Raw genomic sequence first — 24,644 nt, forward strand, 5'->3', positions numbered from 1 at the left:
CATGGGTTTTCGAATTATTAAAACGGCGGTAGCGACGATGCTTGCCATCCTCGTTACCGATGCATTAAATATTCCGGGTGCAACTTCGGCGGGGTTGCTGGCGATTCTGGGCGTGGATGTGACGCGAAAACGTAGTTTACGCTCCGTATCTGCACGTCTGTTTGCATCCATACTTGGGCTGCTGTTAGCGTTCGTCCTGTTTCATTTCCTCGGTTTTCATTACTGGGTGCTTGCGCTATACATCCTCCTTGGATTTCCTATTATATCGAAGGCAAACTTTAAAGAGGGGATTGTTACAAGCTCGGTCGTTGTTTTTCGCGTATTTGGAGCGGAAGAGATTAGTATGGATATTTTCATAACCCAAATGGAATTGCTCGTGATCGGGCTTGGCTCGGCTGTTCTAGTTAATTTGGCGTACATGCCTAAGGGTGAAGGCCGTCTAATGGAGATTCGTCGTGAAGTGGACGGGCTGTTCTCGGTTATTTTCAAACATATTTCACGTACGCTGCGTGAACCAGACCATGTATGGGACGGTAAAGAGTTGATTGAAGCGAATCAGGCAGTAGAGCGAGGTGTTCAGGAAAGTAATCGTTTCTTGGAGAATCAGATGCTGCAGCCAGATGTGGCTTGGAATGTATATTTTTATATGCGAAAAGAGCAGATGGAGAACATTCAGGCGATGATGCATTTGATCTCTCAGGTCTATGAGCGGCTAACGCACGGAGAGCTAGCGGCCAATTTATTCGATCAGTTAAGCGAGGACGTTGTTACGGAAGAATATACGGGGAAGACTGAGAAACTGCTGAATGAGCTTCAGCTTATTTTCAGAGAGATGGATTTACCCCATACGCGGGAAGAATTTGAAATACGTTCTGCAATATTACAGCTATGTCGTGAGCTAGAGTATTTTTTGAATATATCCAAGAAAAACAAAGCTCCAACAAGCAGAACCAACCCTGATCGGATGAAAGATAGAGTATAGGTTACGAAACAATTTCTAACTTTTGTAATCTTTTTCTGCTATTTTTAGCATCATATGAATTTATTTGGACCACTTCATCAACATTCGCCCATCTCCTGCATACACATGTATGGAATGATCGTATGGAGGAGGTTCGAAGATGTCATTGAGTAGTAAACACCAATGTAGAGAGATCATTACGAAGGCAGTCTGCGGCAAAGGTCGTAAGTTCTCTACCGTAACACATACCGTGACTCCGCCCAATAATCCAACCAGTATTTTGGGGGCCTGGATTATAAATCATCAGTATGAGGCGGTTGCCGCCGGAGACGGAATTGAAGTTATTGGTACTTACGATGCTAACATCTGGTATTCCTATGACAAAAATTCTCAGACCGATGTGGCGAAAGAGACGGTATCTTATGTAGAACGCGTGCCTCTATCTTATCTGGATCCCAAGCACCGGGCATCTACGGTAGAAGTATCCGCGGAAGCGACGCAGGAACCAAGCTGTGTGGAAGCTAGCGTTTCCTCTAACGGAAAAAGTGTAATTCTGCGTGTTGAGCGGGAGTACTCTGTAGAGCTGATTGCTGAGACGAAGGTGATGGTTAAGGTGTGCGGACATAATCACGGTGATTATGAGGACAAAGAATTTGATTTCATCGGTGGGGAAGATGGGGATTACGCGGATCTTGAGTTCGAGGATCTGGAGGATGAACTGTAAGCCAGACCTCCCCGCCGGCAACTTAGTATAGCATATGCAGTGGGGGCGGCTTTGCAGAGGGCAAACGCCCTCTTTTTTTATAATTCTTTAGGTATATATAGAGGACTCGGGAGGGCTTGAAGTTGGCAAGGGTACTTGATGATCTAACCGGTTTGTATTCCAAAGAAATGTTCACGCTAGAAACAATGAATGCCAGATTAAAGCGATCGGGTATACCAAGTCGTATTCTTCGCAAGCAAATCGATGATACGGGACGATATACAGCTAGATACCGAGTAAAGGTTAGGGGACTGAGTTCAGCAGCAGTGATGCAGTCTATGCGAGGAGGCGGCAAGATCGGCTTGGTTCAGGATGGAGTTGAAGACGGTCTCCGTAAACGGATGGAGAAGGCGGCTATTCGCGCATTGTACACGCTGGGCATAGATTCTGGAGAGGTTGAAATCGCGGCTCTTCCAGGTCGGCGTTACGCTGTAGAAGAGATTATTATCGATAAAAAAGGGTCGCATGAAGCAATTCGAGCTGAACAGCAACAAAACGATTTGCAGCAATTCAAGATGGAACAATCGGTTATTCTGATGGGAATGGATCCAGAGTTTATTCTTGTAAGTAAGGACGGACGTGTAGTTCCCGCTTCTTTATACTTAGAGCGAAATGGTACAGCTGGTAGCGATGCCGTTCGTGATGGCGATGAAGTGAGTTATCCTCTAGGTGAGCTTCGGCCGCCACCATACCCTGATCCGGATGGATTATTGAGAGCCATGCGCCAGACTCTATATGAAGCCTCTAGACTTATAACAGATCATTCGCTTCTATGGAAGGCCGGGGGACTTCCTGCTCCTGGATATCCGCTAGGGGGGCATATTCATTTCAGTGGTGTTCCTCTCACTTTGTCAGTAATACAGTGTCTGGACAATTACTTGGCACTCCCATTGGCAATCCTTGAAGATCCAAAGGGGCGAGGGCGCAGGCCAAGATACGGATTTCTTGGAGATTTTAGACGTCAACCATACGGAGGGTTTGAATATCGCACGCTCCCAAGCTTTTTGGTATCACCTTTAATTACCAAGGCTACACTTTATATGGCTCATCTGATCATTCTCCATCATGACATCCTTCGAGCTAGGCCACTGAACCGTGAGAGGTATCATAAGGCTTATTATGAAGGAAGGCCAGCGGTGTTAAGGGAAGTCGCTATAAAGCTGCATCAGGATTTCACGCTCCTACCTAATTACGCTGCATACAGTAAGGTGATTGATCAGATATTTGAGCATATCAGGGATGGATGTACTTGGGATGAAAGCCGTGATATAAGGTCGCTTTGGAATATTCCGGCCGTGCCGTGACCTTCTAACTTTTTCTGTTATAATAGAGGTCAAGCTAGAAACGGCATGGAGGTAACTCATGGCAAAATATACGCCTATGATTGAACAATATTTAAGTGTTAAGGAACAAGCGCAGGATGCGTTTCTTTTTTTCCGTTTAGGAGATTTTTACGAGATGTTTTTCGAGGATGCTGTACTGGCGTCCAAAGAACTTGAAATTACGCTAACGGGCCGAGAAGGTGGTGGCTCAGAGAAAATTCCGATGTGCGGCGTACCGTATCATTCGGCTGAAGGCTATATTCAGCGGCTGATTGAAAAAGGGTACAAAGTAGCCATTTGTGAGCAAATGGAGGATGCTTCTGCTACTAAAGGTATGGTAAGGCGCGAGATCGTCCGTGTAGTCACGCCAGGGACGATCATGGATGGTAAAGTAGTCAACGACAAGTCTAATAACTATATGGTCTGTATAACAGCTTATGGCGGTCTTACAGCATTAGCAGCATGCGATTTATCTACAGGAGAACTCTATGTAACATCCGTGCCCTCTTCAGAAGAGTGGCTGCGTGATGAAATTGGCATTTATGAGCCTTCTGAGATTATAGGGGACGATAACTTGCTAGAGATCGTTTCTTCACAGGCGCTAGTGTCAAGTCGCCCAGTTGTGTACACATCTTGGGAACGGCGAGATGATAATCTGGTTCGTACTCAGTTCGGGGAACCTGCTTGGGCGAGATTAGATGATGAAAGAAGAGCATGTGTATCCATGTTGATTGCATATCTGAGTGAGACGCAAAAACGTTCCTTGGGACAACTCACACAGATTTCTTCCTATGAACCTGGACAGTACATGGTGCTCGATCCATTTACTCGGCGTAACCTGGAATTGGTGGAAACGGTCAGAGAGCGGTCCAAGAAAGGATCACTTCTCTGGCTGCTTGACCGTACAGAAACATCAATGGGCGCTCGTTTGTTGAGACGCCGAATTGATAAACCGCTCTTGCAGCGTAGCCGTATTGAAGAGCGTCTTGACGCAGTAGACCATCTATATAACCAGTACATACTCCGTGAAGACTTACGGATGGCTCTGAAGGAGATATATGATCTGGAACGATTGGTCGGACGGATTGCTTTCGGCAGCGCAAATGGAAGAGATTTGAACGCTTTGAAGTTATCGCTGCGTCAAATACCAGCTCTCAAGAGCTTGTGTGCTGAGTCAGGATCTGTAACACTCCAGAAGTTGGCTGAGGCTACAGACGTATGTGATGACTTATGCGAGCTTATCGAAGAGTCCATTGTAGATGAACCACCTGTGTCGGTTAGAGATGGAGGTATCATCAAGCCAGGTTATCATGAACGGCTTGATGAATTAAGAGAAGCGAGCACGAACGGTAAGCGTTGGATCGCCGAGTTAGAAGCTAGAGAGCGGAATGTTACTGGAATCAAGTCTTTGAAGATTGGCTATAACAAGGTGTTTGGCTATTATATCGAAATAACGAAATCCAATATTGCTGCACTCCCTGAAGGCAGATATGAGCGTAAACAGACGCTGGCCAACGCCGAAAGATATGTAACTCCTGAACTGAAAGAGAAGGAAGGACTTATTCTGGAAGCGCAGGAAAAGATGGTGGATCTTGAATATACTCTGTTTATCGAGCTACGGGACAAGCTCAACACGCAGATTGCTAGACTTCAGCAGCTTGCTGAGAAGATCGCGGAGATTGATGTCTATCAGTCGCTTGCAGCTGTTAGTGCAGAGCACCGTTTTGTGAGACCTGAGCTTAGTGAAGGATATGATCTGGTCGTTGAGGGCGGTCGCCACCCCGTAGTGGAGGCCGTAATGAAGGATAGTTCCTTTATTGCTAACGGAACGGAGCTTAAAAAAGAAGGATCATCTATTTTACTAATCACCGGCCCTAATATGGCGGGGAAGAGCACATACATGCGTCAAGTGGCACTGGTGTCTATTATGGCGCAGATTGGTTGTTTTGTTCCAGCTGACCTTGCAGTGCTGCCATTAGTTGACCGTATTTTTACTCGAATTGGTGCTGCAGATGATTTGATTGGCGGTCAGAGTACTTTTATGGTAGAGATGGCAGATATTCAAGTCATGACGGAAAAAGCAACTCCTCGAAGCTTGATTATCATTGATGAACTTGGACGAGGTACTTCAACAAGTGAAGGTATGGCCATTGCTCAGGCAGTTATTGAATATGTACATGATCATATTGGTTGCAAGGCACTTGTCTCGACCCACTTTCATGAACTTGCTCATCTCCAAGACAGCCTGACAGGTTTGAAGAATTACTCGATGGCGGTTCAGGAGAGTGGCGACAAGGTTCACTTCCTTAGAAAGCTCATTCCAGGGGCTGCAGATAGCAGTTACGGTATTTACTGTGCTCGCTTAGCAGGACTTCCTAGCAGTATTACAGAGCGGGCGTACGGACTGCTTCAAGGACTGGAGCAAGCTTCGCTGGTTGCGGTGACAGGGGAGAGTCATACTTCTTCAGCATCCTCTAGCGTACGCTCTGTTGAAGAGTCAGTCACTCAAGAAAATAAAGCAGCATATATCGGCCCAAATAATCACATTCATTCTGGGGACGTTCGTTCGGAACAAAATGATGATGTCTCCTTCCAAACCGGTAGTGCTGTTGTTCAGTTGTCTATATTCGGAGATGAAGAGTCCCAGACGGTGAAGTCATCTTCATCGAACTCGGAGAGCAGTTCAGCTGCATCTTCTAAGGTGAATCCTGAAGTGATGGGGATTATCGAGGCGGTAAAATCAGTGGATGTTATGAATATGACCCCACTACAAGCTATGCAGTTCTTAAATGAACTAAGAATAAAGGCAAATCATTTGTAATGTGTAATCAAAGTTTGCAATTGATTAACGGAGGTAGGTAACATGGCTAAAATACACATATTGGACGAGCATATCGCCAACCAAATCGCAGCCGGTGAAGTGGTGGAGCGACCTGCCTCCGTCGTAAAAGAGCTGGTGGAAAATGCGATTGATGCGGGGAGCACCAAAATAGATGTTGCTGTAGAAGAGGGAGGCCTGTTAAGTATACGGGTGACTGACAATGGAGCTGGTATTGATCCAGAGGATTGTGAGACAGCCTTTTATCGTCATGCAACAAGTAAAATCTCGCAGGGACGAGACCTGTTTCATATAACGAGTCTTGGCTTCCGGGGAGAGGCGCTCCCCTCGATAGCCGCTGTATCCAAGGTCAGACTGGTTACCTCAAACTCCGAGGACGGCAGGGGAAGAGTGCTCGAGATCGAAGGCGGGAATTTGAAGGTCAATGAGGATACTGCTGCACCCAAAGGAACAGATTTCTTGGTGAAGGAATTGTTCTATAACACTCCGGCAAGGCTGAAGTATATGAAGACTATTCAGACGGAGCTAGGACATATTTCGGATTATATGTATCGCCTAGCGTTATCTCATCCGGAAATAGCATTTACCGTTCGTCATAACGGAAATGCACTGCTTCAGACTCTTGGCAATGGAGATCTCCTTCAAGTTATTGCAGCAATCTACGGTACTCAAGCTGCGAAAGCTATGATGCCGATACAAGCTGAGAATATGGATTACACCTTATCAGGTTACATTAGTCGACCAGACATTACGCGAGCAAATAGGAATGCTATGTCGTTTATAATTAATGGTCGTTACATCCGGAACTACGGTTTAAATCAAGCTATTTTGCGGGGATATCACACGCTCCTTCCGATCAATCGTTTTCCGCTGATTGTGTTGCAGTTGAATATGCATCCATCACTCGTAGATGTGAACGTTCATCCATCGAAGCTCGAAGTCCGTTTCAGTAAAGAGCCGGAGCTAATGGCGTTCGCTGAAGAAGAAATACGAAAAGTTTTAATGCAGGATGTGCTTATTCCTCGACCAGTGAAGCAAAACATTGGTAAAGAAGGTAATGCATTTATTCAGGAACAGTTCCACTTCTCTAAACGCAGTTCCGAAGCCAGTCCGGAGAATACGTCTGTCCAGAGAAATCCTGAAGGGAATATTTTGAATTCAGCGGCTCAATTTGAAGGTATAGGTTCTAACAATCTAATCCAAAGATCTTCTGGACTTGCGGAGTTTTCCAATAATTCGGAGTCAAAAGGATATAGTGGAGTGAGCGGTGTTTCACCTAAACCTGGCTCATTTCAGATGCGTGAGTCAGGAGCAACAACGGATTATCGGCCAGATTCTCGTTATGAGAAGAAAGCGATAAATAATAAACCTGGCATGACTCAAGAATGGATTCAGAGAGCAGGAGGAACGGCTCCAGAGATTCCACCATTTCCAGAACTGTCCATCATCGGACAGCATCATGGCACATATCTGATTGCGCAAAATGACACCGGTCTATACTTGATCGATCAGCATGCTGCACATGAACGGATTAACTATGAATATTATTATGAAAAGTTTGGGAAACCAGCTGATGCTTCGCAAGAACTGCTGATCCCCATTACTTTGGAATTCACTCCTTCCGAGTCGGAAAAGGTAAAAGAACGATTGCATTGGTTCGAGCAGGTGGGTGTATATTTAGAGCATTTCGGAGGTCAGACCTTCTTGGTGCGATCCCATCCGTTCTGGTTTCCGAAAGGCGAGGAGAAAGAGCTCATAGAAGAGATGGCGGAATGGGTGCTTAGTGAACGAAACATCGATCTGGCGAAGCTGCGGGAAACATCTTCTATATTATGCTCGTGTAAAGCATCGATTAAAGCCAATCAAAAGCTTACGGAGCAGGAAGCAGGAACATTAATTGAGCGTCTAGCTGCCTGCCGGCAGCCATATACCTGTCCACACGGTCGTCCAATCGTTGTTTCTTTCTCCAGCTATGATCTTGAGAAAATGTTCAAACGTGTTATGTAAAGCAGCAAGGAGGAAATTATGATTATTACTACTGGAGAGGCAGAGGCGCCTGCTCTCGTTGAAAGGGCCAAGTCTTTAGCGGAGGAAGTGGGCTGCAGGTACGTTACTCGCGGCGGCCAATCGCTAAGACGGCTTGCTTTAAAAACCGGAGATGAGGATGTTCTGGTTGTATTGGACGGTCATGTACGATTAGGAGGTCCTAATCGAGCTGTCTTAGAGTTTCATCCCAGTATGGGATATGTCCGCTTAAAACGGGTTTTACGAGGGGATCCAGACCCGATGCTTGAGGCGACAAAAATGCAAGAGGGAGACTCGGTTCTTGACTGTACAGCTGGATTAGGTGCAGATTCTCTTGTCTTCTCCATAAAGGGTGGCGAGAGCGGGAGTGTAACAGCACTGGAATGTTCATTCCCACTCTATGTGTTTCTTAAGGAAGGACTGAGGTCCTACCAAAGTAATTTGAAAGCTAGTGATGATGCGATGCGGAGAATTAATGTTGTGCATGGGCACCACTTGGATTACTTGAAGTCTTTACCTGACAATAGCGTCGATATTGTTTACTTTGACCCGATGTTCCGAGAACCGGTAACTGAATCTGCCTCCATCAACCCCTTAAGGCACTATGCTAACGGTGAAGCGCTGGATGAACAAAGTATTAGGGAAGCGGTACGGGTTGCCCGCAAAACGGTTGTGCTTAAGGAAAAAAGAGGAAGTAAGGAATTCTCACGACTAGGTTTTACCGTTCCCGAACGGAGCCAATCGAAAATTACGTACGGAGTGATATCCATTGACAGAACAAACTAAACCGAATCTTCTTGTGCTGATTGGTCCGACAGCTGTGGGGAAAACAAAAATGAGTATTGAACTTGCGAAATCATTTAACTGTGAGATCATTTCTGGTGATTCTATGCAGGTTTATCGAGGAATGGATATTGGTACAGCCAAAATATCAAGAGATGAAATGGAAGGAATTCCCCATCATTTAATTGATATACATGAACCAGATCATCCATATTCTGTAGCCGAGTTTCAGGAACAGAGTACTCAGTTGATCAGCGATATTACAAACCGAGGCCGCTTGCCGTTTATCGTAGGGGGAACAGGACTCTATATCGAATCCGTATGTTATGGTTTTCAGTTTAGTGAAACTGGCGCAGATGAAGAGTTCAGGCAAGAACAATTTAGATACGCAGAGATTCATGGCGCTGAGGCCCTGCACCATAAGCTGGAAGAGGTTGATCCCCAAAGTGCCGCTCGATTGCACCCGAATGATCTGCGCCGGGTCGTGCGTGCCTTAGAAATATTTCATTTGACGGGTACGCCTTTATCAGCCCAATTAGCCTCTCAAAAGAAGGAGTCTCCCTACCATCTTTGCTTGGTCGGTTTGACAATGGACAGGCAAATGCTATATAACCGTATTGAAGAGCGTATCGATTTGATGCTGCATCAGGGACTTGTTGATGAAGTCGCCAAGCTTATGGATAAGGGGTTTGCTCCAGGCCTCGTATCGATGCAGGGTCTAGGTTATAAAGAGATCGTGTCGTATCTTCAAGGCGAGTACAGCTATGAGGAAGCAGTAGAACTGCTAAAGCGAGACACGCGTCGTTTTGCTAAGCGTCAGCTTTCCTGGTTCCGTCATATGAAAGACATTGAGTGGGTAGACGTCACCGACTCTGAAAATTTTTCTGCTAATTACGAAAAAATCCATGGTATAATAGCAGGAAAGCTTCTCTCAAATATTGAATATACTTCAAAACAATCTAATTGAATCATTGGGGGTACGGCGAATGAACAAGTCCATAAACATCCAAGATACGTTCTTGAACCAGCTGCGTAAAGAGAACATTCCGGCCACGGTATACCTGACAAACGGCTTTCAAATTCGTGGAACGATCAAAGCATTCGATAATTTTACGATCGTGATCGATAGTGACGGACGTCAACAAATGGTATATAAGCATGCCATCTCTACGTTCATGCCGCAGCGCAATGTTTCCCTGATGCAGGACAACAACGAGCAATAAAGTGGTTATTTTTAGCAGGGATGATTTAATTGAAACTTTTTTGTGTATAATTCGTTTAGTTGTATAGGACTGCAGAGGAGCAACCTGAGAAGGTTGTTCTTTTCATTCCACCGTGCAACATGTAAATCATTAAGGGAGTCAGGAGGGGAACTATGTCTGGTAGAGATCGAAATCAAATGTCCAGGGTGAATAAAAACAAAGAGACCCCTAAGACATCTCCAAAATCAAAAAAGAAGAAAAAAGGAAGAGGAAAACGTATAGGTTGGGCGTTATTCTTCACAGCGGTTATCGCTATATTTTGTGCATTGGCTGGTTATTTGTTCATCATGGTCAGCGGTGAAAAACTGTTGGAGGAAAACCAGGACAAGCTTACAGCTTATGGAACATCCAAAGTATATGATCGAAGCGGGACGCTGATGGGCGAGCTTTCGATTCAGAAGAGTGATCCTGTGGAATATGAAGATATTCCTAAACTATTAGTCGATGCTTTTGTCGCAACCGAGGATAAGCGTTTTTGGGAGCATAGTGGCGTAGATATTTGGTCTATTGGACGCGCAGCTGTCAAAGATATTATGGCCCGTTCTATGGTTGAAGGTGGAAGTACAATTACACAGCAACTTGCCAAAAATATTTTCTTAACGCGGGACAAAACGTTTTTCCGTAAGGCAACAGAGGTATCCATTGCTCTGGCGCTAGAGCGGAATCATACGAAAGAAGATATTATTGAAATGTACTTGAACCGGATTAACTTCGGGGGCCCTTATTACGGAATAAAGGCAGCCTCTGAACGTTATTTTGGTAAGAGTGATCTGAATGATTTGGAATTGTGGGAGATTGCAACTTTAGCTGCCATGCCGAAAGGACCTTCCAAATACAATCCACTGAAGAATCCAGAACTAAGCAAAGAGCGTCGTGCTGTCGTGTTAACGCTGATGGAACAACAAGGTTACATCACGGCGAAGGAAGCGGAAGAAGCGAAGAAAGTGGACTATGCTTATGAACCACCAGTCAAACAGCAGAAATACACTGCCTTTATCGATTATGTGATGGAGGAAGCTGAAGAGAAGTGGGGCCTTACAGAGGATGATCTAAACATCGGTGGCTATCAGATCTACACAACGATGGACGCAGGCGCTCAACAAGCACTCGAAGCCGAGTTTAATAATCCGGACAATTTTGAAAAAGGCGTAGGCGATGCGATCATTCAAGGGTCTATGGTTATTATGAATCAGCATACCGGTGGAATCGTAGCGATGGCTGGTGGTCGTGACTACCAGCGCGGTGGATTTAACCGTGCGACGGATAGCCGTCGTCAGCCGGGGTCGGCGCTTAAGCCAATTGCTGTATATGCACCAGCTCTTGAGACTGGAGAGTACAATAAGGATTCTAGACTGAGTAACCAGAAGCAATGTTTCGGTAGTTATTGTCCGAATAACTTACATGGATATTCTGATACCGTTAGTATGCAAGATGCTATTCAGAATTCCGAGAACATTCCAGCTGTATGGTTGCTAAATAAAATCGGTATAAGTAAAGGACTCGAATTTGTCCAGAAGCTGGGCATTCAAGCAGGAGAGGAAGACAAGAACCTGAGTCTTGCTCTAGGGGGTATGAGTACCGGTACGAATACGTTTGAAATGGCACAAGCATTCAGTGCCTTTGCAAATGGCGGTGAATTGAATGAAGCTTACGCTATCAAGCAAATAAAGGATAGTAAGGGCAAAGTCATTCATGAGAATAAAGGAAACAACAAAGAACGTGTCATGACAGCTGAAACGGCGTCTGAGATGACAAAAATGATGGAGCGAGTTGTTCAAGACGGTACGGGCAGAAACGCAAAAATCAGTCGTCCGGTTGCAGGTAAAACCGGTACAACTCAAAGTGGTCTTAGTGGCGTAAGTGGAGTTCGTGATGTGTGGTTTGCTGGATATACGCCTGAACTCACCGCTGCTGTATGGCTTGGCTACGATGAGCCGAGCGCAGAGCGAATGTTGCGTCAAAGTAGTCCGATGGCCGCAGCTTTATGGGGTAAGGTTATGGAGAAAGCTGTGCAGGGGTATGAAGCGAAATCGTTCCCTACTACCGAAGCTCCGGCTCCACCTCCGGAGGAGGAAGAACCGCAGGAGCTTGAAGCGGTTAGGAACTTGATTGGTTCCTATGATGCACAGACCAATAAAGTAAACCTTAGCTGGAGTGCAGTAGACGGAGAAGGAATTCAGTATCGCGTGTACCGGAAAGAGACTTCAGAAGCTGAATACACACGTATTCAGGATACGCCGGCTACATCATTTGATGATATGACTGCTATGGAAGGTTTAACGTATAGTTATTATGTTGCGGCCTATGATCCTGTTCAGGATTTGGAGTCAGAACCATCTAATACAGTTGAGATTGTTATAACTGGCGCCGCACCTCCTGAGGAGGAGCCTGAAGAGACACCAGATGACAATAATGAGCCTGTTCCACCTATAGACGTGCCTGGTGAAGGTACCGAAAATCCGGGTCAAGAGCCAGGTAACGGTGAAGGAACCGGCCAAGGTAATGGTCAAGGTAACGGCGGTCAAGATCAAGGGAATGGTAATGGCCAGGGAAGTGGTGAAGGTACCATTCCAGGTCAAGGCAGCGGTAACGGCCAAGGTGGAAATCAAGGTAACGGACAGGGAAGTGGCAGTCCTGATAACGGAAGTGACACAGGGAATCCGGGTGGCGGTACCGACGGTGGTTCGGAAAGTCCAGGAGATGGAACGACTGTCCCGGGTACTACGCCCCCGAATGATGAAGAACCCGTTGATCCGGCAACAACTCAAGAGAATTCAGTTGACGAGTAGTTTTGTTTATTACACCGTTTAATAACGGAGCCTCCGCGTAAATGCGGAGGCTTCTTTTTTTTGAGTGTGAAACTTAAATGTGGTAAGCTGAGGTTACGATATGGGGAGGAAAAGTTCCATGAAACGTAAATTCGGAGACCGGGCGAATTGGCGCCGCATTACCCGCCGGCACTTCACTTCCCGCTATGTGGAATGTGAACGGTTTACAGGATATCTTACCTTATATACGATATACGGCCTGAAAGAGCCGCTGTGGAAAACTTACGGGCAGCATACATACCGCATTGCGGATAAGGGATATTCCTGGTTACAGTATTATCCAAAGGATAGTCACTTTATTGTGACGGCTATGTTCGATGACAAAAGGCATATCGTTCAGTGGTACATAGACATATGCAAGAAGCAGGGAGTTACGGATCAAGGTGTTCCATGGTTTGATGATTTGTATCTCGATGTTGTCGTGAACAAGAATGGTGAGGTATTCTTGCTGGATGAAGATGAATTAGAGGATGCGCTTCAGCGGAGCGATATCACCCGTGATGACTATCGGCAAGCTAAGGTTACAGCCCGCAATTTACTCAGGGCCATTGACGCACATGAATTTCCATACTTTATGATGTCTCTTGAGGATCGAGATCGATTGTTTCATAACGGAGAGTTCAGGAGGAAACAATAATGCGTCATCAAATGTACTCTGGCGTAAAAAGCCGACATTCTTTTAAAAGCCACGTGTGGATTAGAAGGAGTTTATTCGGACTGTTAGCTATCGTTCTGCTCGGGATCTTGTGGTCGGCTTATGTTTATTATCAGATCAATAGAGCAGAAAGTACCGTGACGGATAAAGCGGATGTGGGAATTATTCTAGGTGCTTCGATGTGGGGGGATGAGCCTAGTCCTGGGCTTAGAGAGCGGCTAGAGCATGGACTGAAACTGTATGAAGATGGACTATATCAATCCATCATCGTAACGGGTGGTCTGGATGCGCCAGGATTAAAGTATACCGAAGCTGAAGGAATGCGGAATTACCTAGTTGACGCTGGAGTACCGGAAGAGAACATCTTCCTTGAAAATGAAGCGACAAGCACCTATGAAAATCTGTTGTTCAGCCAGCGGATTATGAGAGAGCATGGGTGGTCTACAGCAATTATTGTGACCCATGATTATCATGGTACGAGATCGCTAGAGGTGGCGAAGACACTTGAGTATGAAAATCCAGAACTGTCTATCACTACGTCAACTGTGCTTCCGATGGTTAAACATAAGAGTCGTGAGATTCTAGCTTATACGAAATGGACTGCAGACAAAATATTAATCGAGCTTGGCTTGAAGTGATGAAACTTCTAATAACCCGTTTGTAAATAGAATATATTGGAGTAGATAGTCAGCCCTATGGATAATGAGGTGAGGAGCTATGAACGGACGTGTAACGGCCGCGGGAAGTCGGTCAGAAGGACGGCCATCCAGACAGATCAATGTTGTGCTCCGTAGTGCTGAACCTCCTCTGGTCAGCTCTGCGGTTCCCGAACGCGAACCGGCCCCATCGCCGAGTCCATTGACGCAACATGTTCTATTCCAGGAAATTCAGAAAGAGCTCGACCAATTGGTTGGGCTTGATCAAATTAAAGAGCTGGTTTATGAAATCTATGCATTACTACAAGTAGCTCAGATGCGTTCAGAGGCCGGGTTATTAAGCGGTGGGCAAGTATTTCATATGATTTTCAAAGGCAATCCGGGTACAGGCAAAACCACGGTTGCGCGTATTGTTGCGAAATTATTTCAAAAAATGGGTGTGCTCAGCAAGGGTCATTTAGTTGAAGTAGAGCGTGCGGACCTTGTAGGTGAATATATAGGTCACACTGCTCAGAAAACCAGAGATTTGGTTAAGAAAGCTATAGGCGGTATCCTGTTCATTGATGAGGCGTATAGCTTAGCGCGTGGCGGGGAAAAAGACTTTGGTAAGGAAGCAATTGATACGCTGGTAAAGGCGATGGAAGATCATAAGAATCAATTTGTTCTTATTTTGGCAGGGTATTCTGATGAAATTGATTTCTTTATGTGCAGTAACCCGGGGTTACATTCTCGTTTTCCGATCCAAATGGACTTTCCGGATTACAACATGGATCAATTGATACAAATATCTGAACTGATGGCCAAGGAGAGAGATTATATTCTAATGCCGCAGTCTATGATCAAATTAAAGGAACATCTTCAGGCTGAAAAAGATAGCCACATTCACGCATTTAGTAATGCCCGTTATGTACGAAATGTAATTGAGAAATCCATTCGGAACCAGGCGGTCAGACTTTTGAACCATTATGTCGCCGGAAATCCTAGCAAACTGGAACTGATGACACTGCGTCCCGAAGATTTTAAACTGCCATCAAAAGTAGTTACGTAGAACAAGAATGAAAGAACGTTAAGTTGTCCAAAGAGACAACTTTATTAAAGGAGCAATGATTATGGCAAATGAAATACATGAGACGAAGACGAATCTGCCGGATAAAGCTATTCTCGTGAGTCTTGTAACCGAGCAAGTAAAAAGGTCAGGAATTAATTCGGAGCATTCACTCCAGGAGCTTGTTCAGCTTGCTGAAACTGCGGGTGTGCAGGTGCTTGAGGTCATCTCTCAGAATCGAGAAACACCGGATACGAAATGGTTTGTTGGTAAAGGAAAAGTGGAAGAACTGCGTATGGCTATCGATGGTCTGGGAGCCAATACTGCGATATTTGATCAGGAATTATCGGGAGCGCAAGTTCGAAACCTTGAAGAAGCGCTGGATGTGAAGATCATCGACAGAACCCAGTTGATCTTGGATATTTTTGCACAGCGAGCTAAGACGAGGGAAGGTATCATACAAGTTGAACTGGCACAGCACAGCTATTTGCTGCCTCGTTTGTCTGGTCACGGTAAGAATCTCTCGCGTCTTGGGGGTGGTATCGGTACGAGAGGACCGGGGGAAAGCAAGCTGGAAACGGACCGCAGACATATTAGAGGTCGAATCAGCGATCTGAAGCGACAGTTGGATGAGATTACGAGACACCGTGTGTTACACCGTGAACGGCGTAAAAAAACGGGTGCAGTCCAAGTTGCATTGGTTGGGTATACAAATGCGGGAAAATCTACTTTGCTCAATCGATTGACTGCAGCCGATGTATATATTGAGAATCAATTGTTTGCAACCCTGGACCCTACATCACGTGTACTAGAGCTTCCGAGTGGAAAAGAAGTAGTTCTGACTGACACAGTTGGATTTATTCAAAACCTGCCGCATGATCTTGTAGCAGCGTTCCGTGCGACGCTGGAGGAAGCGAATGAAGCTGATTTGATTCTGCATGTTGTGGATGCTTCCTCAGATATGAGGGAAGAGCAGATGAAGGTTGTAGAGTCAATTTTGGAGGACTTGGGAGCTGCGGATAAACCGCAATTGGTTCTCTTCAACAAGAAAGACGCGTGTGATCCTAAGCAGCTGGAAATGCTGCCATCCGGAGAAGGATACCTGAAGATTAGTGCTTATGATGAGCAGGATCTGGATGCTGTGCGCCATGCGATTCAGAAACATCTTTCAGGTGGTATTGTTAAGTTCCGGATTGCAGCTGATCGCGGTGACGTAAGTGCAATCCTTTATCGAATCGGAGATGTTGTCGAGCAGACGTTCGAAGATAACGATATCATTTATGCAGTCCGTATTAATAAAGCTGATTATGAAAAAATGGGCTATATGGTCAAAGAATATATAGAACAATAATTATTTTTAATAAAATAAATATATACAAAAGACAAGAGGAGAGAGCGGTTCGTTATGGCAAGATTTTCGCAAGACATCGAAGAGTTAAGTATTAAAGCAGAACGTAAGATTGTTGATCAGATTCAAGAAATTGATCGTATTGTTGATCGAAACCAATGGAAAGTGATCGAAGCATTCCAGCGGAATAAAGTGAGTGATTTCCACTTTGCAGGCTCTACGGGTTATGCATACAATGACCGGGGAAGAGAAGTGATTGATGAGGTATATGCTGACGTATTCGGGGCCGAATCGGCCCTGGTACGTCCTCATTTTGCTTCAGGGACACACACCATATCTACAGCTTTGTTTGGTGTGTTGCGCCCTGGGGACGAATTGTTGTACATAACAGGACGTCCATACGATACCCTTCATAAGGTGATTGGTGAATCAGGTGATGGAACGGGATCACTGAAGGATTTTGGTATAGGATATCGGGAAGTTGATTTGCTTGAAGACGGAGGGATTGATTGGAAGGGTGTAAGTGAGGCAATCACTTCAGCAACGAAGGTTATCGGTATTCAACGTTCACGTGGTTATGATTGGCGTTCATCTTTCACCGTTGAAGAGATCGGTATCATGGTTGAGAAGGTTAAATCCATGAAATCTGACGTTATCGTCTTCGTTGACAATTGTTATGGAGAATTTACGGAAGAGCGTGAACCGACAGAAGTTGGTGTAGATTTAATGGCAGGCTCTTTGATTAAAAATCCTGGCGGCGGTATTGCAGAAACCGGTGGGTATATTTGTGGTAAGCAGAAGTATGTAGATCAAGCAGCTTATCGACTGACTGCTCCTGGAATTGGACGTGAAGTGGGCGCGATGCTTGGAACTACACGCGGAATATATCAAGGTTTGTTCCTCGCGCCGAACACGGTAGGACAAGCTGTGAAAGGAAGTATCTATGCTGCGGCAATTTTTGAAGAGGTAGGATTCGTTACGAAGCCAGCCTGGGATGAGAAGAGAACGGATTTAATCCAAGCGGTATCCTTTTCTGGTCCAGAGCATTTGATCGCTTTTGTTCAAGGGATTCAGCGAGCAGCAGCAGTGGATAGTCATGTTGTACCTGAACCGTGGGACATGCCTGGATACGAGCATCCTGTTATTATGGCTGCCGGAACATTTATTCAGGGTGGTAGCCTGGAGTTGTCGGCCGATGCGCCTATTCGAGAGCCTTATATTGGCTATATGCAGGGCGGTTTGACTTATTCTCATGTTAAATATGGAGTGCTTATGGCCCTTCAAACGATGAAGGATCGAAATTTGTTGTGAGATTTCCTAACATGTGATTGACATGTCATAGCAGTAAATATTACAATAGTACAGAAAAGATCACTTGGAAGGTTGATGAGTAATGGGTGATGAGATTCGGAGAAATATGGCTTTGTTTCCGATTGGGATTGTCATGAAGCTCACCGATTTGTCTGCAAGACAAATTCGTTACTACGAGCAGCACAGTTTGATTGTACCTGCCCGGACGTCAGGCAACCAACGCTTGTTTTCCTTCAATGATGTTGAACGACTTCTAGAGATTAAGGCATTGATTGAGAAGGGTGTAAACATAGCGGGGATTAAACAGGTAATGAACCCGGTGACAAAAGAATCAGAAGAAGCAACAGTAATAACACCTGATACAGAGAATAAACGTAGAGAAATGTCGGAATCACAGCTCCGTCGCCTGCTCAGACAGGAATTGATTACCGCTAAAAGACCGGGGCAAGTGTCTTTAATTCAAGGAGAGTTGTCCCGCTTTTTTAATAAATAAACAGATGTTGTAAGGGAGAGGATAGAGTGAGTTATTCGAAAGATGATATTCTGCGTATTGCTAAAGAAGAGAACGTTAGGTTTATCCGTTTGCAGTTCACGGATTTGCTAGGAACAATTAAGAACGTTGAAATTCCGGTTAGCCAGCTTCCTAAGGCTCTGGATAACAAAATGATGTTTGATGGCTCTTCTATCGAAGGTTATGTGCGAATCGAAGAATCGGATATGTACCTTTATCCGGACCTTGATACATGGGTCATTTTCCCTTGGGTTTCTGAAGATCGTGTTGCTCGTCTGATCTGTGATATCTATATGCCGGACGGAAGACCATTTGAGGGTGATCCTCGTTACATTTTAAAAAGAAGTCTGAAAGAAGCAGAAGAAATGGGTTTCACTTCCATGAACGTTGGTCCAGAACCGGAATTCTTCTTGTTCAAAACCGATGAGAAAGGCAACCCTACGATGGAACTTAATGACCAAGGTGGATACTTTGACCTTGCTCCTACAGATCTTGGTGAGAACTGCCGCCGTGATATCGTGCTTACACTGGAAGAGATGGGATTTGAAATTGAAGCTTCCCACCATGAAGTAGCTCCAGGACAACACGAGATTGATTTCAAATATGCGAATGCTGTTAAAGCAGCTGATCAGATTCAAACGTTTAAGCTTGTTGTCAAAACGATTGCTCGTCAGCATGGTCTGATTGCAACATTTATGCCTAAACCACTCTTTGGTGTAGCTGGTTCCGGTATGCACTGCAACATGTCCCTCTTTAATGGTAAGGAGAACATGTTTGTGGATGAAAGCGATGAGTTAGGACTTAGTGAAACAGCTCGTTACTTCATGGCTGGTGAGCTGAAACATGCTCGTGCTTTTGCGGCAATCACTAATCCGACAGTTAACTCCTACAAGCGTCTTGTACCAGGTTACGAAGCTCCTTGTTATGTCGCTTGGTCTGCGAGTAACCGTAGCCCGATGATCCGTATTCCGGCTTCCCGCGGTCTTAGTACTCGTGTAGAGCTACGTAACCCGGATCCATCAGCTAACCCTTACCTTGCTTTGGCTGTTATGCTTAAAGCGGGACTTGACGGCATCAAGCGTAAACTTCCTTTGCCTGCGCCAATTGACCGTAACATCTATGTGATGTCGGAAGAGGAGCGGATCGAAGAAGGTATTCCAAGTTTGCCAGCTGACTTGAAGGAAGCTCTTAACGAGTTGATCCGTAGTGAAGTGATCTGCGAAGCTCTGGGAGACCATGCACTCGCACACTTCTACGAATTGAAAGAAATTGAATGGGATATGTACCGCACCCAAGTTCATCAGTGGGAACGCGATCAATACATGACTTTGTACTAATAGATGAAACCCTTGACGCTCTAAGCGTTGAGGGTTTTTCTTTTTGGGGGCACTGTGAGAAGAGGAGTTACTTTGAGGACTTTGCCTCCATATTGCTCCGAAGTTTGTGTGGGACTTATATTTATCAAGCAATAAGTCGGTGTGTATTGCACAAGCGACAGAAGGAAAGCGAGAAGACGTGAAGACCCTGTCAGTTATATTCTGACAGGGTCTTTTTTACGTTCAAATTTGATCAATCGGCTAACATGTTTTATTTCATCCAACGGCACCCAGACAGGACCATACACACTACGCATCGTTACACGGTCTGTACATGCATCAGGTATGCCTTGCATTATGTCTCCATTATTAAGGCGTATCGTCACGATCTGTTTTTTCTGTATTGCTGTTTTTATTTCTTTCAGCATAATCTCCCCTCCATGTCATAAGCACTATATACAGTTTATCAAAAGTAGGAAATATTTACTACAGAATTATATGTGTCTGTAAATATTACTTACCCATCAAACTTCAACTGAATACAATAAGGCAATTATTCTAATTTCAGTGAGATCATGATGAAGAGTGCGCAATACGGATTGACAAGATCAAAGTTCGTCTGGGTAATATTACATAGTTCGTATTGAGTTTATTTATTTCCTTATGCTCTTAATCTGTTCTTTAAATAAATCAACGGTTGTTGGTGTGATTTTTGATTGGAATGTGACAATCCCGTTGTAATCTGAAGCTTTATAATGAACATTATTGTTTTGATCAATGGTATATTTGCCTTGGTAGACCCCTGTGATTACAAATGCTTCCTCTTTATATACGGGACCCTCATATTTATCTAAGAATAATATAAAATGATCCCCCGTTGAGGATGGGTCTGTATGATAGTATTTTACTTCAAAAAGTTTGATTTCTTGATCCATATACTTAGTGTCTCCATTAATAACATCCATGATTGTTGCATTCGTCAAAATAAAATCAGCCCCTCCATACGAGACTTCTTCCGTTTTCGCTGTGAGTTTGACTTCTACAACGAGTGAAGAATCATTGGCTAAATCTTCAAGGTTATTATAAACATCACTTAGCTCCAATAATTCATAATTCATTACTGGACTATCCGAATTTGAGACTTCTTTTTGCTCAAACGAGCAGCCAAACAAAATGATACTTAATATAGCGCACATAAATATACTTGTAATGTTCTTCATTTAAAGCAAACTCCTTTCATGTAGCCCTAATCCAATTACGACTGTTAACTTTAAAAAAGTAATTACCTTTATAGACGCGGGAGTTAAAGGAAAGTTGCTCCTTATGTAAGGAAACACACAAAAAGGCTGCTGCTTGTACTAAGACAAGACAGCAGCCTTTTCAATTCCTTGCAAAGATAATCATCGAACTTAGTGAATATCTCTAAAAACACCAACAACTTTACCAAGAATGGTGACGTGATTTAAGCGAAGTGGCTCGTAAATCGGGTTCTCTGGTTGAAGACGAATATGGTCTTTCTCTTTATAAAAAGTTTTCACAGTAGCTTCATCTTCTTCAGTCATAGCAACAACGATGTCTCCGTTGTCGGCAGTTTGTTGTTGGCGGACAATGACATAATCACCATTATGTATGCCAGCTTCAACCATACTGTCGCCTACTACGGTTAACATGAATACTTTATTGTCTCCAACAAAATGCTGAGGCAATGGGAAGTAGTCTTCGATGTTCTCTGTTGCTGTAATTGGAACACCGGCAGTTACCTTACCAACGACAGGTACTCTGGAGATGGTGTGTGTAAAGTAATTGCTAGTCTCCGATTCTTCTTGACCAAGTAGCTCAATGGCTCTCGGTTTCGTAGGGTCACGTCGGATTAAGCCTTTCTTCTCTAAACGGTCAAGATGACCATGTACTGTTGAACTGGAAGCTAGTCCAACAGCTTCACCGATTTCTCGTACGGAAGGCGGATAGCCCTTACTCCGAACTTCGTTGCGGATAAATTCCAAAATCGCCTGCTGGCGGCTGGATATCTTCGACATTCCGTATCAACCCCATTTAGTAACGTTTGGGAAAATTATATCATAGAACTACCGTTCGTACAAACATAAGTTCTAAAATAAAAAAATATTAAGAACAACCGTTCGTAAAACTATTGAAACAAACAAGTGTTCGTGTTATATTGAATTCATAAGAGAACACTTGTTTGGGAGATGATGATAAATGATGAGATACACTACATATCGCAGTATTTACGAGGGGCAGTTTCAAGAAGAAGGACATAAAGAGAACACGCTATGGGAACGTACAGTGGAATGGATGAAGACACGAGTTGGTAAGATGATGCTCGTAATTTTAATTTTTGTTTCTGGCTGGACGGGGGCATTCTCAGTTTTTGCTGGCGGATTGGAGAAGCCTATAGCTGAGAAGAATGTAATTGTACAACCAGGTGACTCACTCTGGAGTATCGCAGCAACATACAAACCAGAAAAGATGGACACAAGGGCATACATAAGCTCTATTAGTGAGGCGAATGGACTGAAAGGACCCGAAATTCAAGCAGGAGATGTACTTTCCTTACCTCTTTGGTAACCGCACATTTTTTTGAACCCGAATTTATAATCTATGAGAAAAATGATACAATAATAGAAGAGCGCGCATGTACGAGCTTGATAAGGAGAAGATTCCTTGACAAGCTCTTTTTCACATGTCAAAGTTAAAACTGAATTATTTATTGGAGGCGAAAGAATGGATATCGATGCTTTGGTAGAACGTATTAACGTTCTAGCTAGAAAAAACAAAAATGAAGGGTTGACAGAGGAGGAACAGAAAGAGCGTTCTGAGCTTCGTCAAATCTATCTTAATAATTTCCGGAAAAACTTCCGTCAGCAGTTGGATACAATCGAATGGGTTGATGAAGAGAAGGATCGTGCTGGTCTTAAACATTAATCTATCACCGACTGTCTGCTTGTGAAATATTTTCAATATATGACCAATAGAGAAGAGGAGGAGACTCATGTCTCGATCTTGGGAAAGAAAAGTCAGCAAGAATATGTCTCAACTAAACAAGCAACGTAAGAAGCAAGGGCAAGCAATGGTGGGTACTACCTCGACAGTAACCAACGATGGTGATGTATTTAAAGGTCGTAAATATGTGTTGCCTATCGTTCTAGTGGCATTGGCAGCTTTATATGCACTGCTTGGTATCGCTACTGTTGAAGCTGGAGCTGGTAGTCAGACGTTGAACTGGGTCGGCGTAAGCTTGTACTTGTTACTTGCTTTAATGATTTTCTTACGGAAACCGTATTTAAAAGTAGGACGCAGTACAGTTTCGACCTTCAAGTTTAACCGTGAGCGTAAATTGACTGCATCCGAAATTTCTAAAATCAAGGTTTTGCAAGGTTCTGTAGTCATCGAGACTAAAGGTCGTGGTGGAAACTGGGTGTTCTCTCGTCTAATTAATCGTTATGATACAAAAGCGATGGGGGAAAGACTTGAGCAATTTGCGAAAGTTAATAATATTCCAGTAGAACACCAATAGAACACCAATAGAAGGATTGTTTGTTCAATAGCGGAGAGTAGAGGGAGATGGAGAGAGATGTCGGTAACTGCGGTAATGTTTGATTTGGATGATACGTTATTATGGGATGAAAGAAGTGTAGAGGAAGCTTTTGAAGCAACTTGTCAGGTTGCTGCGAAGAGCACTGGGATTGATGCTGGTGCTCTCTTAACTGCGGTTCGTAATGAAGCAAGAACATTGTATGAATCTTATGACACTTTTGCGTTTACCAAAATGATCGGCATTAATCCATATGAAGGCTTGTGGGCAAATTTCTCCGCCGGTGATCAACCGGAATTCCGTCGTCTGGAGGAACTCGCTCCTGTTTACAGAACTGAATCCTGGCGTAGAGGCTTGAAATCTCTCGGGGTAGACAACGATGAGCTAGCTGCTGAACTCGCAGAACGATTCGCTGCAGAACGCAGAAAACGTCCTTATGTCTATGATGAGACTTTTGATGTTTTAAAACAGCTACAAGGTAATGTGAAGCTTCTGCTTCTTACTAATGGTAGTCCCGACCTTCAACAAGAGAAGCTAGATGGGGTTCCTGATCTGGCTCCTTACTTTGATCACATTGTAATCTCGGGGAACTTTGGTAAAGGCAAACCGGATCCTTCCATCTTTACACATGCGCTTGGGTTGCTTGGAATTGAACCGAAGAATGCTGTAATGGTTGGAGATAAACTGACTACAGACATAAAAGGCGGCAACGCTGCTGGATTGACAACCGTTTGGATTAACCGTACGGACCGTCCTAAGGATCCAGAGATTGTACCTTCTTTTGAAATACAGAGTTTGACCGAGCTTCACGATATTTTATCCTCTTTATAATTTTTGAAGGACTAAAAGCGATTCTCTCTTTGATGAGAGAATCGTTTTTTTTATAACATTTCTCTGTGATAAACGTCACACAATTGTAAGCAAAGGAGCATATTAGTTCATTAAAACAGTTGTATAATGATGGAAGAAATTATCGACAGCATTAGAGTGAAATGAAAAATACATACGACTCAAAAGTAGGTGTATAACTTGATGAAGAAAAAGTACGCTCTGATTTCGGTTATGATTCTAATGGCAATCGCCTTAGCTGCTTGTAACAATAGTAAAGCAGAACAAAATGATGAGCTAGTCATGGTTGATCCAATTATAGTAGATCTGAGTTTGAATGCTGAAACGGTGGCTGTTGGAGAAAAAGTGCTTATTCAAGTGAAAGTCACTCAGTCTGGGGAGCCAGTTGAGGATGCGAGTGACGTTGAGTTTGAAATTGTACGCGAAGGAGGAGGCATGAAAGTGAAGGTTCCTATTCAACATGTTCAGGACGGAAACTATGAGTTGGAAAAATCGTTTAATGAACCGGGGACATACCGAATTACATCACATGTAACTGCACGAGGACAGCACTCCATGCCATTAAAAGAGTTAACAGTGACTGAATAATTCAGTCTTATCTTTGGGTAGCTGGTGCA

General features: G+C 44.1%; 24 protein-coding genes. 21 read left to right on the plus strand and 3 right to left on the minus strand.

All coding sequences use genetic code 11. From position 1 onward, the window contains the following. Position 1: 1 nt before the first annotated feature. From ACFQV5_RS13920 to glnA, 16 genes are all read left to right on the plus strand, one after another. A complete protein-coding gene (locus ACFQV5_RS13920) occupies positions 2-982 on the plus strand; it encodes an aromatic acid exporter family protein (protein ID WP_379247774.1) in 981 nt (326 codons plus the stop codon). A 139-nt stretch (positions 983-1,121) separates the two neighbouring features. Further along, positions 1,122-1,685: an outer spore coat protein CotE gene (locus ACFQV5_RS13925; RefSeq protein WP_379247776.1), complete on the plus strand. Its 564-nt coding sequence runs from the start codon at positions 1,122-1,124 to the stop codon at positions 1,683-1,685. Positions 1,686-1,807: 122 nt separating this feature from the next. After that, a complete protein-coding gene (locus ACFQV5_RS13930; protein ID WP_379247778.1) occupies positions 1,808-3,028 on the plus strand; it encodes a putative amidoligase domain-containing protein in 1,221 nt (406 codons plus the stop codon). Positions 3,029-3,086: 58 nt separating this feature from the next. Beyond that, positions 3,087-5,867 carry a DNA mismatch repair protein MutS gene (gene mutS, locus ACFQV5_RS13935; protein ID WP_379247780.1) on the plus strand — a complete coding sequence of 927 codons (2,781 nt, stop codon included), beginning with the start codon at positions 3,087-3,089 and terminating at the stop codon, positions 5,865-5,867. 42 nt (positions 5,868-5,909) lie between these two features. Next, positions 5,910-7,892 (plus strand): DNA mismatch repair endonuclease MutL, encoded by a 1,983-nt coding sequence (gene mutL, locus ACFQV5_RS13940; RefSeq protein ID WP_379247782.1) that lies wholly within the window; start codon positions 5,910-5,912, stop codon positions 7,890-7,892. An 18-nt stretch (positions 7,893-7,910) separates the two neighbouring features. Further along, positions 7,911-8,696, plus strand: a complete 786-nt coding sequence (locus tag ACFQV5_RS13945) for a class I SAM-dependent methyltransferase (RefSeq protein WP_379247784.1) — start codon at positions 7,911-7,913, stop codon at positions 8,694-8,696. Beyond that, the gene (gene miaA, locus ACFQV5_RS13950) at positions 8,680-9,660 is read left to right on the plus strand and encodes a tRNA (adenosine(37)-N6)-dimethylallyltransferase MiaA (protein WP_379247786.1); all 981 of its coding nucleotides are present in this window, start codon (positions 8,680-8,682) and stop codon (positions 9,658-9,660) included. The genes ACFQV5_RS13945 and miaA overlap by 17 nt, the downstream gene beginning before the upstream one ends. A 19-nt stretch (positions 9,661-9,679) precedes the next feature. Then, positions 9,680-9,916 (plus strand): RNA chaperone Hfq, encoded by a 237-nt coding sequence (gene hfq / locus ACFQV5_RS13955; RefSeq protein ID WP_379247788.1) that lies wholly within the window; start codon positions 9,680-9,682, stop codon positions 9,914-9,916. 152 nt (positions 9,917-10,068) lie between these two features. Continuing rightward, on the plus strand, positions 10,069-12,744 hold the full coding sequence (locus tag ACFQV5_RS13960; protein ID WP_379247791.1) for a PBP1A family penicillin-binding protein: 2,676 nt from the start codon (positions 10,069-10,071) through the stop codon (positions 12,742-12,744). Positions 12,745-12,862: 118 nt separating this feature from the next. Further along, positions 12,863-13,420, plus strand: a complete 558-nt coding sequence (locus ACFQV5_RS13965; RefSeq protein ID WP_379247793.1) for a ribonuclease FAU-1 family protein — start codon at positions 12,863-12,865, stop codon at positions 13,418-13,420. Beyond that, complete coding sequence (locus ACFQV5_RS13970; RefSeq protein WP_379247795.1) at positions 13,420-14,076, plus strand: YdcF family protein; 657 nt, start codon at positions 13,420-13,422, stop codon at positions 14,074-14,076. The genes ACFQV5_RS13965 and ACFQV5_RS13970 overlap by 1 nt, the downstream gene beginning before the upstream one ends. Before the next feature lie 79 nt (positions 14,077-14,155). Beyond that, a complete protein-coding gene (locus ACFQV5_RS13975; RefSeq protein WP_379247797.1) occupies positions 14,156-15,142 on the plus strand; it encodes an AAA family ATPase in 987 nt (328 codons plus the stop codon). 61 nt (positions 15,143-15,203) lie between these two features. Further along, entirely contained in the window at positions 15,204-16,490 is a 1,287-nt protein-coding gene (gene hflX, locus ACFQV5_RS13980) for a GTPase HflX (RefSeq protein ID WP_379247799.1), read from the plus strand. Between the two features lie 54 nt (positions 16,491-16,544). Further along, positions 16,545-17,798: a methionine gamma-lyase family protein gene (locus tag ACFQV5_RS13985; RefSeq protein WP_379247801.1), complete on the plus strand. Its 1,254-nt coding sequence runs from the start codon at positions 16,545-16,547 to the stop codon at positions 17,796-17,798. An 82-nt stretch (positions 17,799-17,880) separates the two neighbouring features. After that, positions 17,881-18,291, plus strand: a complete 411-nt coding sequence (locus ACFQV5_RS13990; protein WP_379247803.1) for a MerR family transcriptional regulator — start codon at positions 17,881-17,883, stop codon at positions 18,289-18,291. A 26-nt stretch (positions 18,292-18,317) separates the two neighbouring features. Further along, positions 18,318-19,646, plus strand: coding sequence for a type I glutamate--ammonia ligase (glnA, locus tag ACFQV5_RS13995; RefSeq protein WP_379247805.1), 1,329 nt, complete (start codon positions 18,318-18,320; stop codon positions 19,644-19,646). 194 nt (positions 19,647-19,840) lie between these two features. On the opposite strand, the gene ACFQV5_RS14000 is transcribed toward glnA, so the two are convergent. The 3 genes from ACFQV5_RS14000 to lexA form a co-directional block, all read right to left on the minus strand. Next, the gene (locus ACFQV5_RS14000; RefSeq protein WP_379247807.1) at positions 19,841-20,053 is read right to left on the minus strand and encodes a hypothetical protein; all 213 of its coding nucleotides are present in this window, start codon (positions 20,051-20,053) and stop codon (positions 19,841-19,843) included. A gap of 225 nt (positions 20,054-20,278) precedes the next feature. Beyond that, positions 20,279-20,845, minus strand: coding sequence for a hypothetical protein (locus tag ACFQV5_RS14005; RefSeq protein WP_379247809.1), 567 nt, complete (start codon positions 20,843-20,845; stop codon positions 20,279-20,281). Positions 20,846-21,034: 189 nt separating this feature from the next. Then, positions 21,035-21,661: a transcriptional repressor LexA gene (gene lexA / locus ACFQV5_RS14010; RefSeq protein WP_379247811.1), complete on the minus strand. Its 627-nt coding sequence runs from the start codon at positions 21,659-21,661 to the stop codon at positions 21,035-21,037. 181 nt (positions 21,662-21,842) lie between these two features. Here lexA and ACFQV5_RS14015 point away from each other — a divergent pair, with 181 nt between their 5' ends. The 5 genes from ACFQV5_RS14015 to ACFQV5_RS14035 all read left to right on the plus strand — a co-directional run bounded on the left by ACFQV5_RS14015 (position 21,843) and on the right by ACFQV5_RS14035 (position 24,615). Then, complete coding sequence (locus tag ACFQV5_RS14015) at positions 21,843-22,211, plus strand: LysM peptidoglycan-binding domain-containing protein (protein WP_379247813.1); 369 nt, start codon at positions 21,843-21,845, stop codon at positions 22,209-22,211. Between the two features lie 156 nt (positions 22,212-22,367). Then, positions 22,368-22,568 carry a DUF896 domain-containing protein gene (locus ACFQV5_RS14020; protein ID WP_379247815.1) on the plus strand — a complete coding sequence of 67 codons (201 nt, stop codon included), beginning with the start codon at positions 22,368-22,370 and terminating at the stop codon, positions 22,566-22,568. A 67-nt stretch (positions 22,569-22,635) separates the two neighbouring features. Continuing rightward, the gene (locus ACFQV5_RS14025; RefSeq protein ID WP_379247817.1) at positions 22,636-23,160 is read left to right on the plus strand and encodes a hypothetical protein; all 525 of its coding nucleotides are present in this window, start codon (positions 22,636-22,638) and stop codon (positions 23,158-23,160) included. Positions 23,161-23,217: 57 nt separating this feature from the next. Next, positions 23,218-24,009 carry an HAD family hydrolase gene (locus tag ACFQV5_RS14030; protein WP_379247819.1) on the plus strand — a complete coding sequence of 264 codons (792 nt, stop codon included), beginning with the start codon at positions 23,218-23,220 and terminating at the stop codon, positions 24,007-24,009. Between the two features lie 201 nt (positions 24,010-24,210). Further along, positions 24,211-24,615 (plus strand): FixH family protein, encoded by a 405-nt coding sequence (locus ACFQV5_RS14035; RefSeq protein ID WP_379247821.1) that lies wholly within the window; start codon positions 24,211-24,213, stop codon positions 24,613-24,615. Positions 24,616-24,644: the final 29 nt, after the last annotated feature.

It is taken from the genome of Paenibacillus sp. GCM10028914 (genome assembly GCF_042666275.1).
Classification (GTDB): Bacteria; Bacillota; Bacilli; order Paenibacillales; family Paenibacillaceae; genus Paenibacillus_AQ.

Coding starts and splice junctions, on each gene's coding strand:
- ACFQV5_RS13920 (WP_379247774.1), top strand. CDS start 2: ATGGGTTTTCGAATTATTAAAACGGCGGTAGCGACGATGCTTGCCATC.
- ACFQV5_RS13925 (WP_379247776.1), top strand. CDS start 1,122: ATGTCATTGAGTAGTAAACACCAATGTAGAGAGATCATTACGAAGGCA.
- mutS (WP_379247780.1), top strand. CDS start 3,087: ATGGCAAAATATACGCCTATGATTGAACAATATTTAAGTGTTAAGGAA.
- mutL (WP_379247782.1), top strand. CDS start 5,910: ATGGCTAAAATACACATATTGGACGAGCATATCGCCAACCAAATCGCA.
- ACFQV5_RS13945 (WP_379247784.1), top strand. CDS start 7,911: ATGATTATTACTACTGGAGAGGCAGAGGCGCCTGCTCTCGTTGAAAGG.
- hfq (WP_379247788.1), top strand. CDS start 9,680: ATGAACAAGTCCATAAACATCCAAGATACGTTCTTGAACCAGCTGCGT.
- ACFQV5_RS13960 (WP_379247791.1), top strand. CDS start 10,069: ATGTCTGGTAGAGATCGAAATCAAATGTCCAGGGTGAATAAAAACAAA.
- ACFQV5_RS13965 (WP_379247793.1), top strand. CDS start 12,863: ATGAAACGTAAATTCGGAGACCGGGCGAATTGGCGCCGCATTACCCGC.
- ACFQV5_RS13970 (WP_379247795.1), top strand. CDS start 13,420: ATGCGTCATCAAATGTACTCTGGCGTAAAAAGCCGACATTCTTTTAAA.
- ACFQV5_RS13975 (WP_379247797.1), top strand. CDS start 14,156: ATGAACGGACGTGTAACGGCCGCGGGAAGTCGGTCAGAAGGACGGCCA.
- hflX (WP_379247799.1), top strand. CDS start 15,204: ATGGCAAATGAAATACATGAGACGAAGACGAATCTGCCGGATAAAGCT.
- ACFQV5_RS13985 (WP_379247801.1), top strand. CDS start 16,545: ATGGCAAGATTTTCGCAAGACATCGAAGAGTTAAGTATTAAAGCAGAA.
- ACFQV5_RS13990 (WP_379247803.1), top strand. CDS start 17,881: ATGGGTGATGAGATTCGGAGAAATATGGCTTTGTTTCCGATTGGGATT.
- ACFQV5_RS14000 (WP_379247807.1), bottom strand. CDS start 20,053: ATGCTGAAAGAAATAAAAACAGCAATACAGAAAAAACAGATCGTGACG.
- ACFQV5_RS14005 (WP_379247809.1), bottom strand. CDS start 20,845: ATGAAGAACATTACAAGTATATTTATGTGCGCTATATTAAGTATCATT.
- lexA (WP_379247811.1), bottom strand. CDS start 21,661: ATGTCGAAGATATCCAGCCGCCAGCAGGCGATTTTGGAATTTATCCGC.
- ACFQV5_RS14015 (WP_379247813.1), top strand. CDS start 21,843: ATGATGAGATACACTACATATCGCAGTATTTACGAGGGGCAGTTTCAA.
- ACFQV5_RS14020 (WP_379247815.1), top strand. CDS start 22,368: ATGGATATCGATGCTTTGGTAGAACGTATTAACGTTCTAGCTAGAAAA.
- ACFQV5_RS14025 (WP_379247817.1), top strand. CDS start 22,636: ATGTCTCGATCTTGGGAAAGAAAAGTCAGCAAGAATATGTCTCAACTA.
- ACFQV5_RS14030 (WP_379247819.1), top strand. CDS start 23,218: ATGTCGGTAACTGCGGTAATGTTTGATTTGGATGATACGTTATTATGG.
- ACFQV5_RS14035 (WP_379247821.1), top strand. CDS start 24,211: ATGAAGAAAAAGTACGCTCTGATTTCGGTTATGATTCTAATGGCAATC.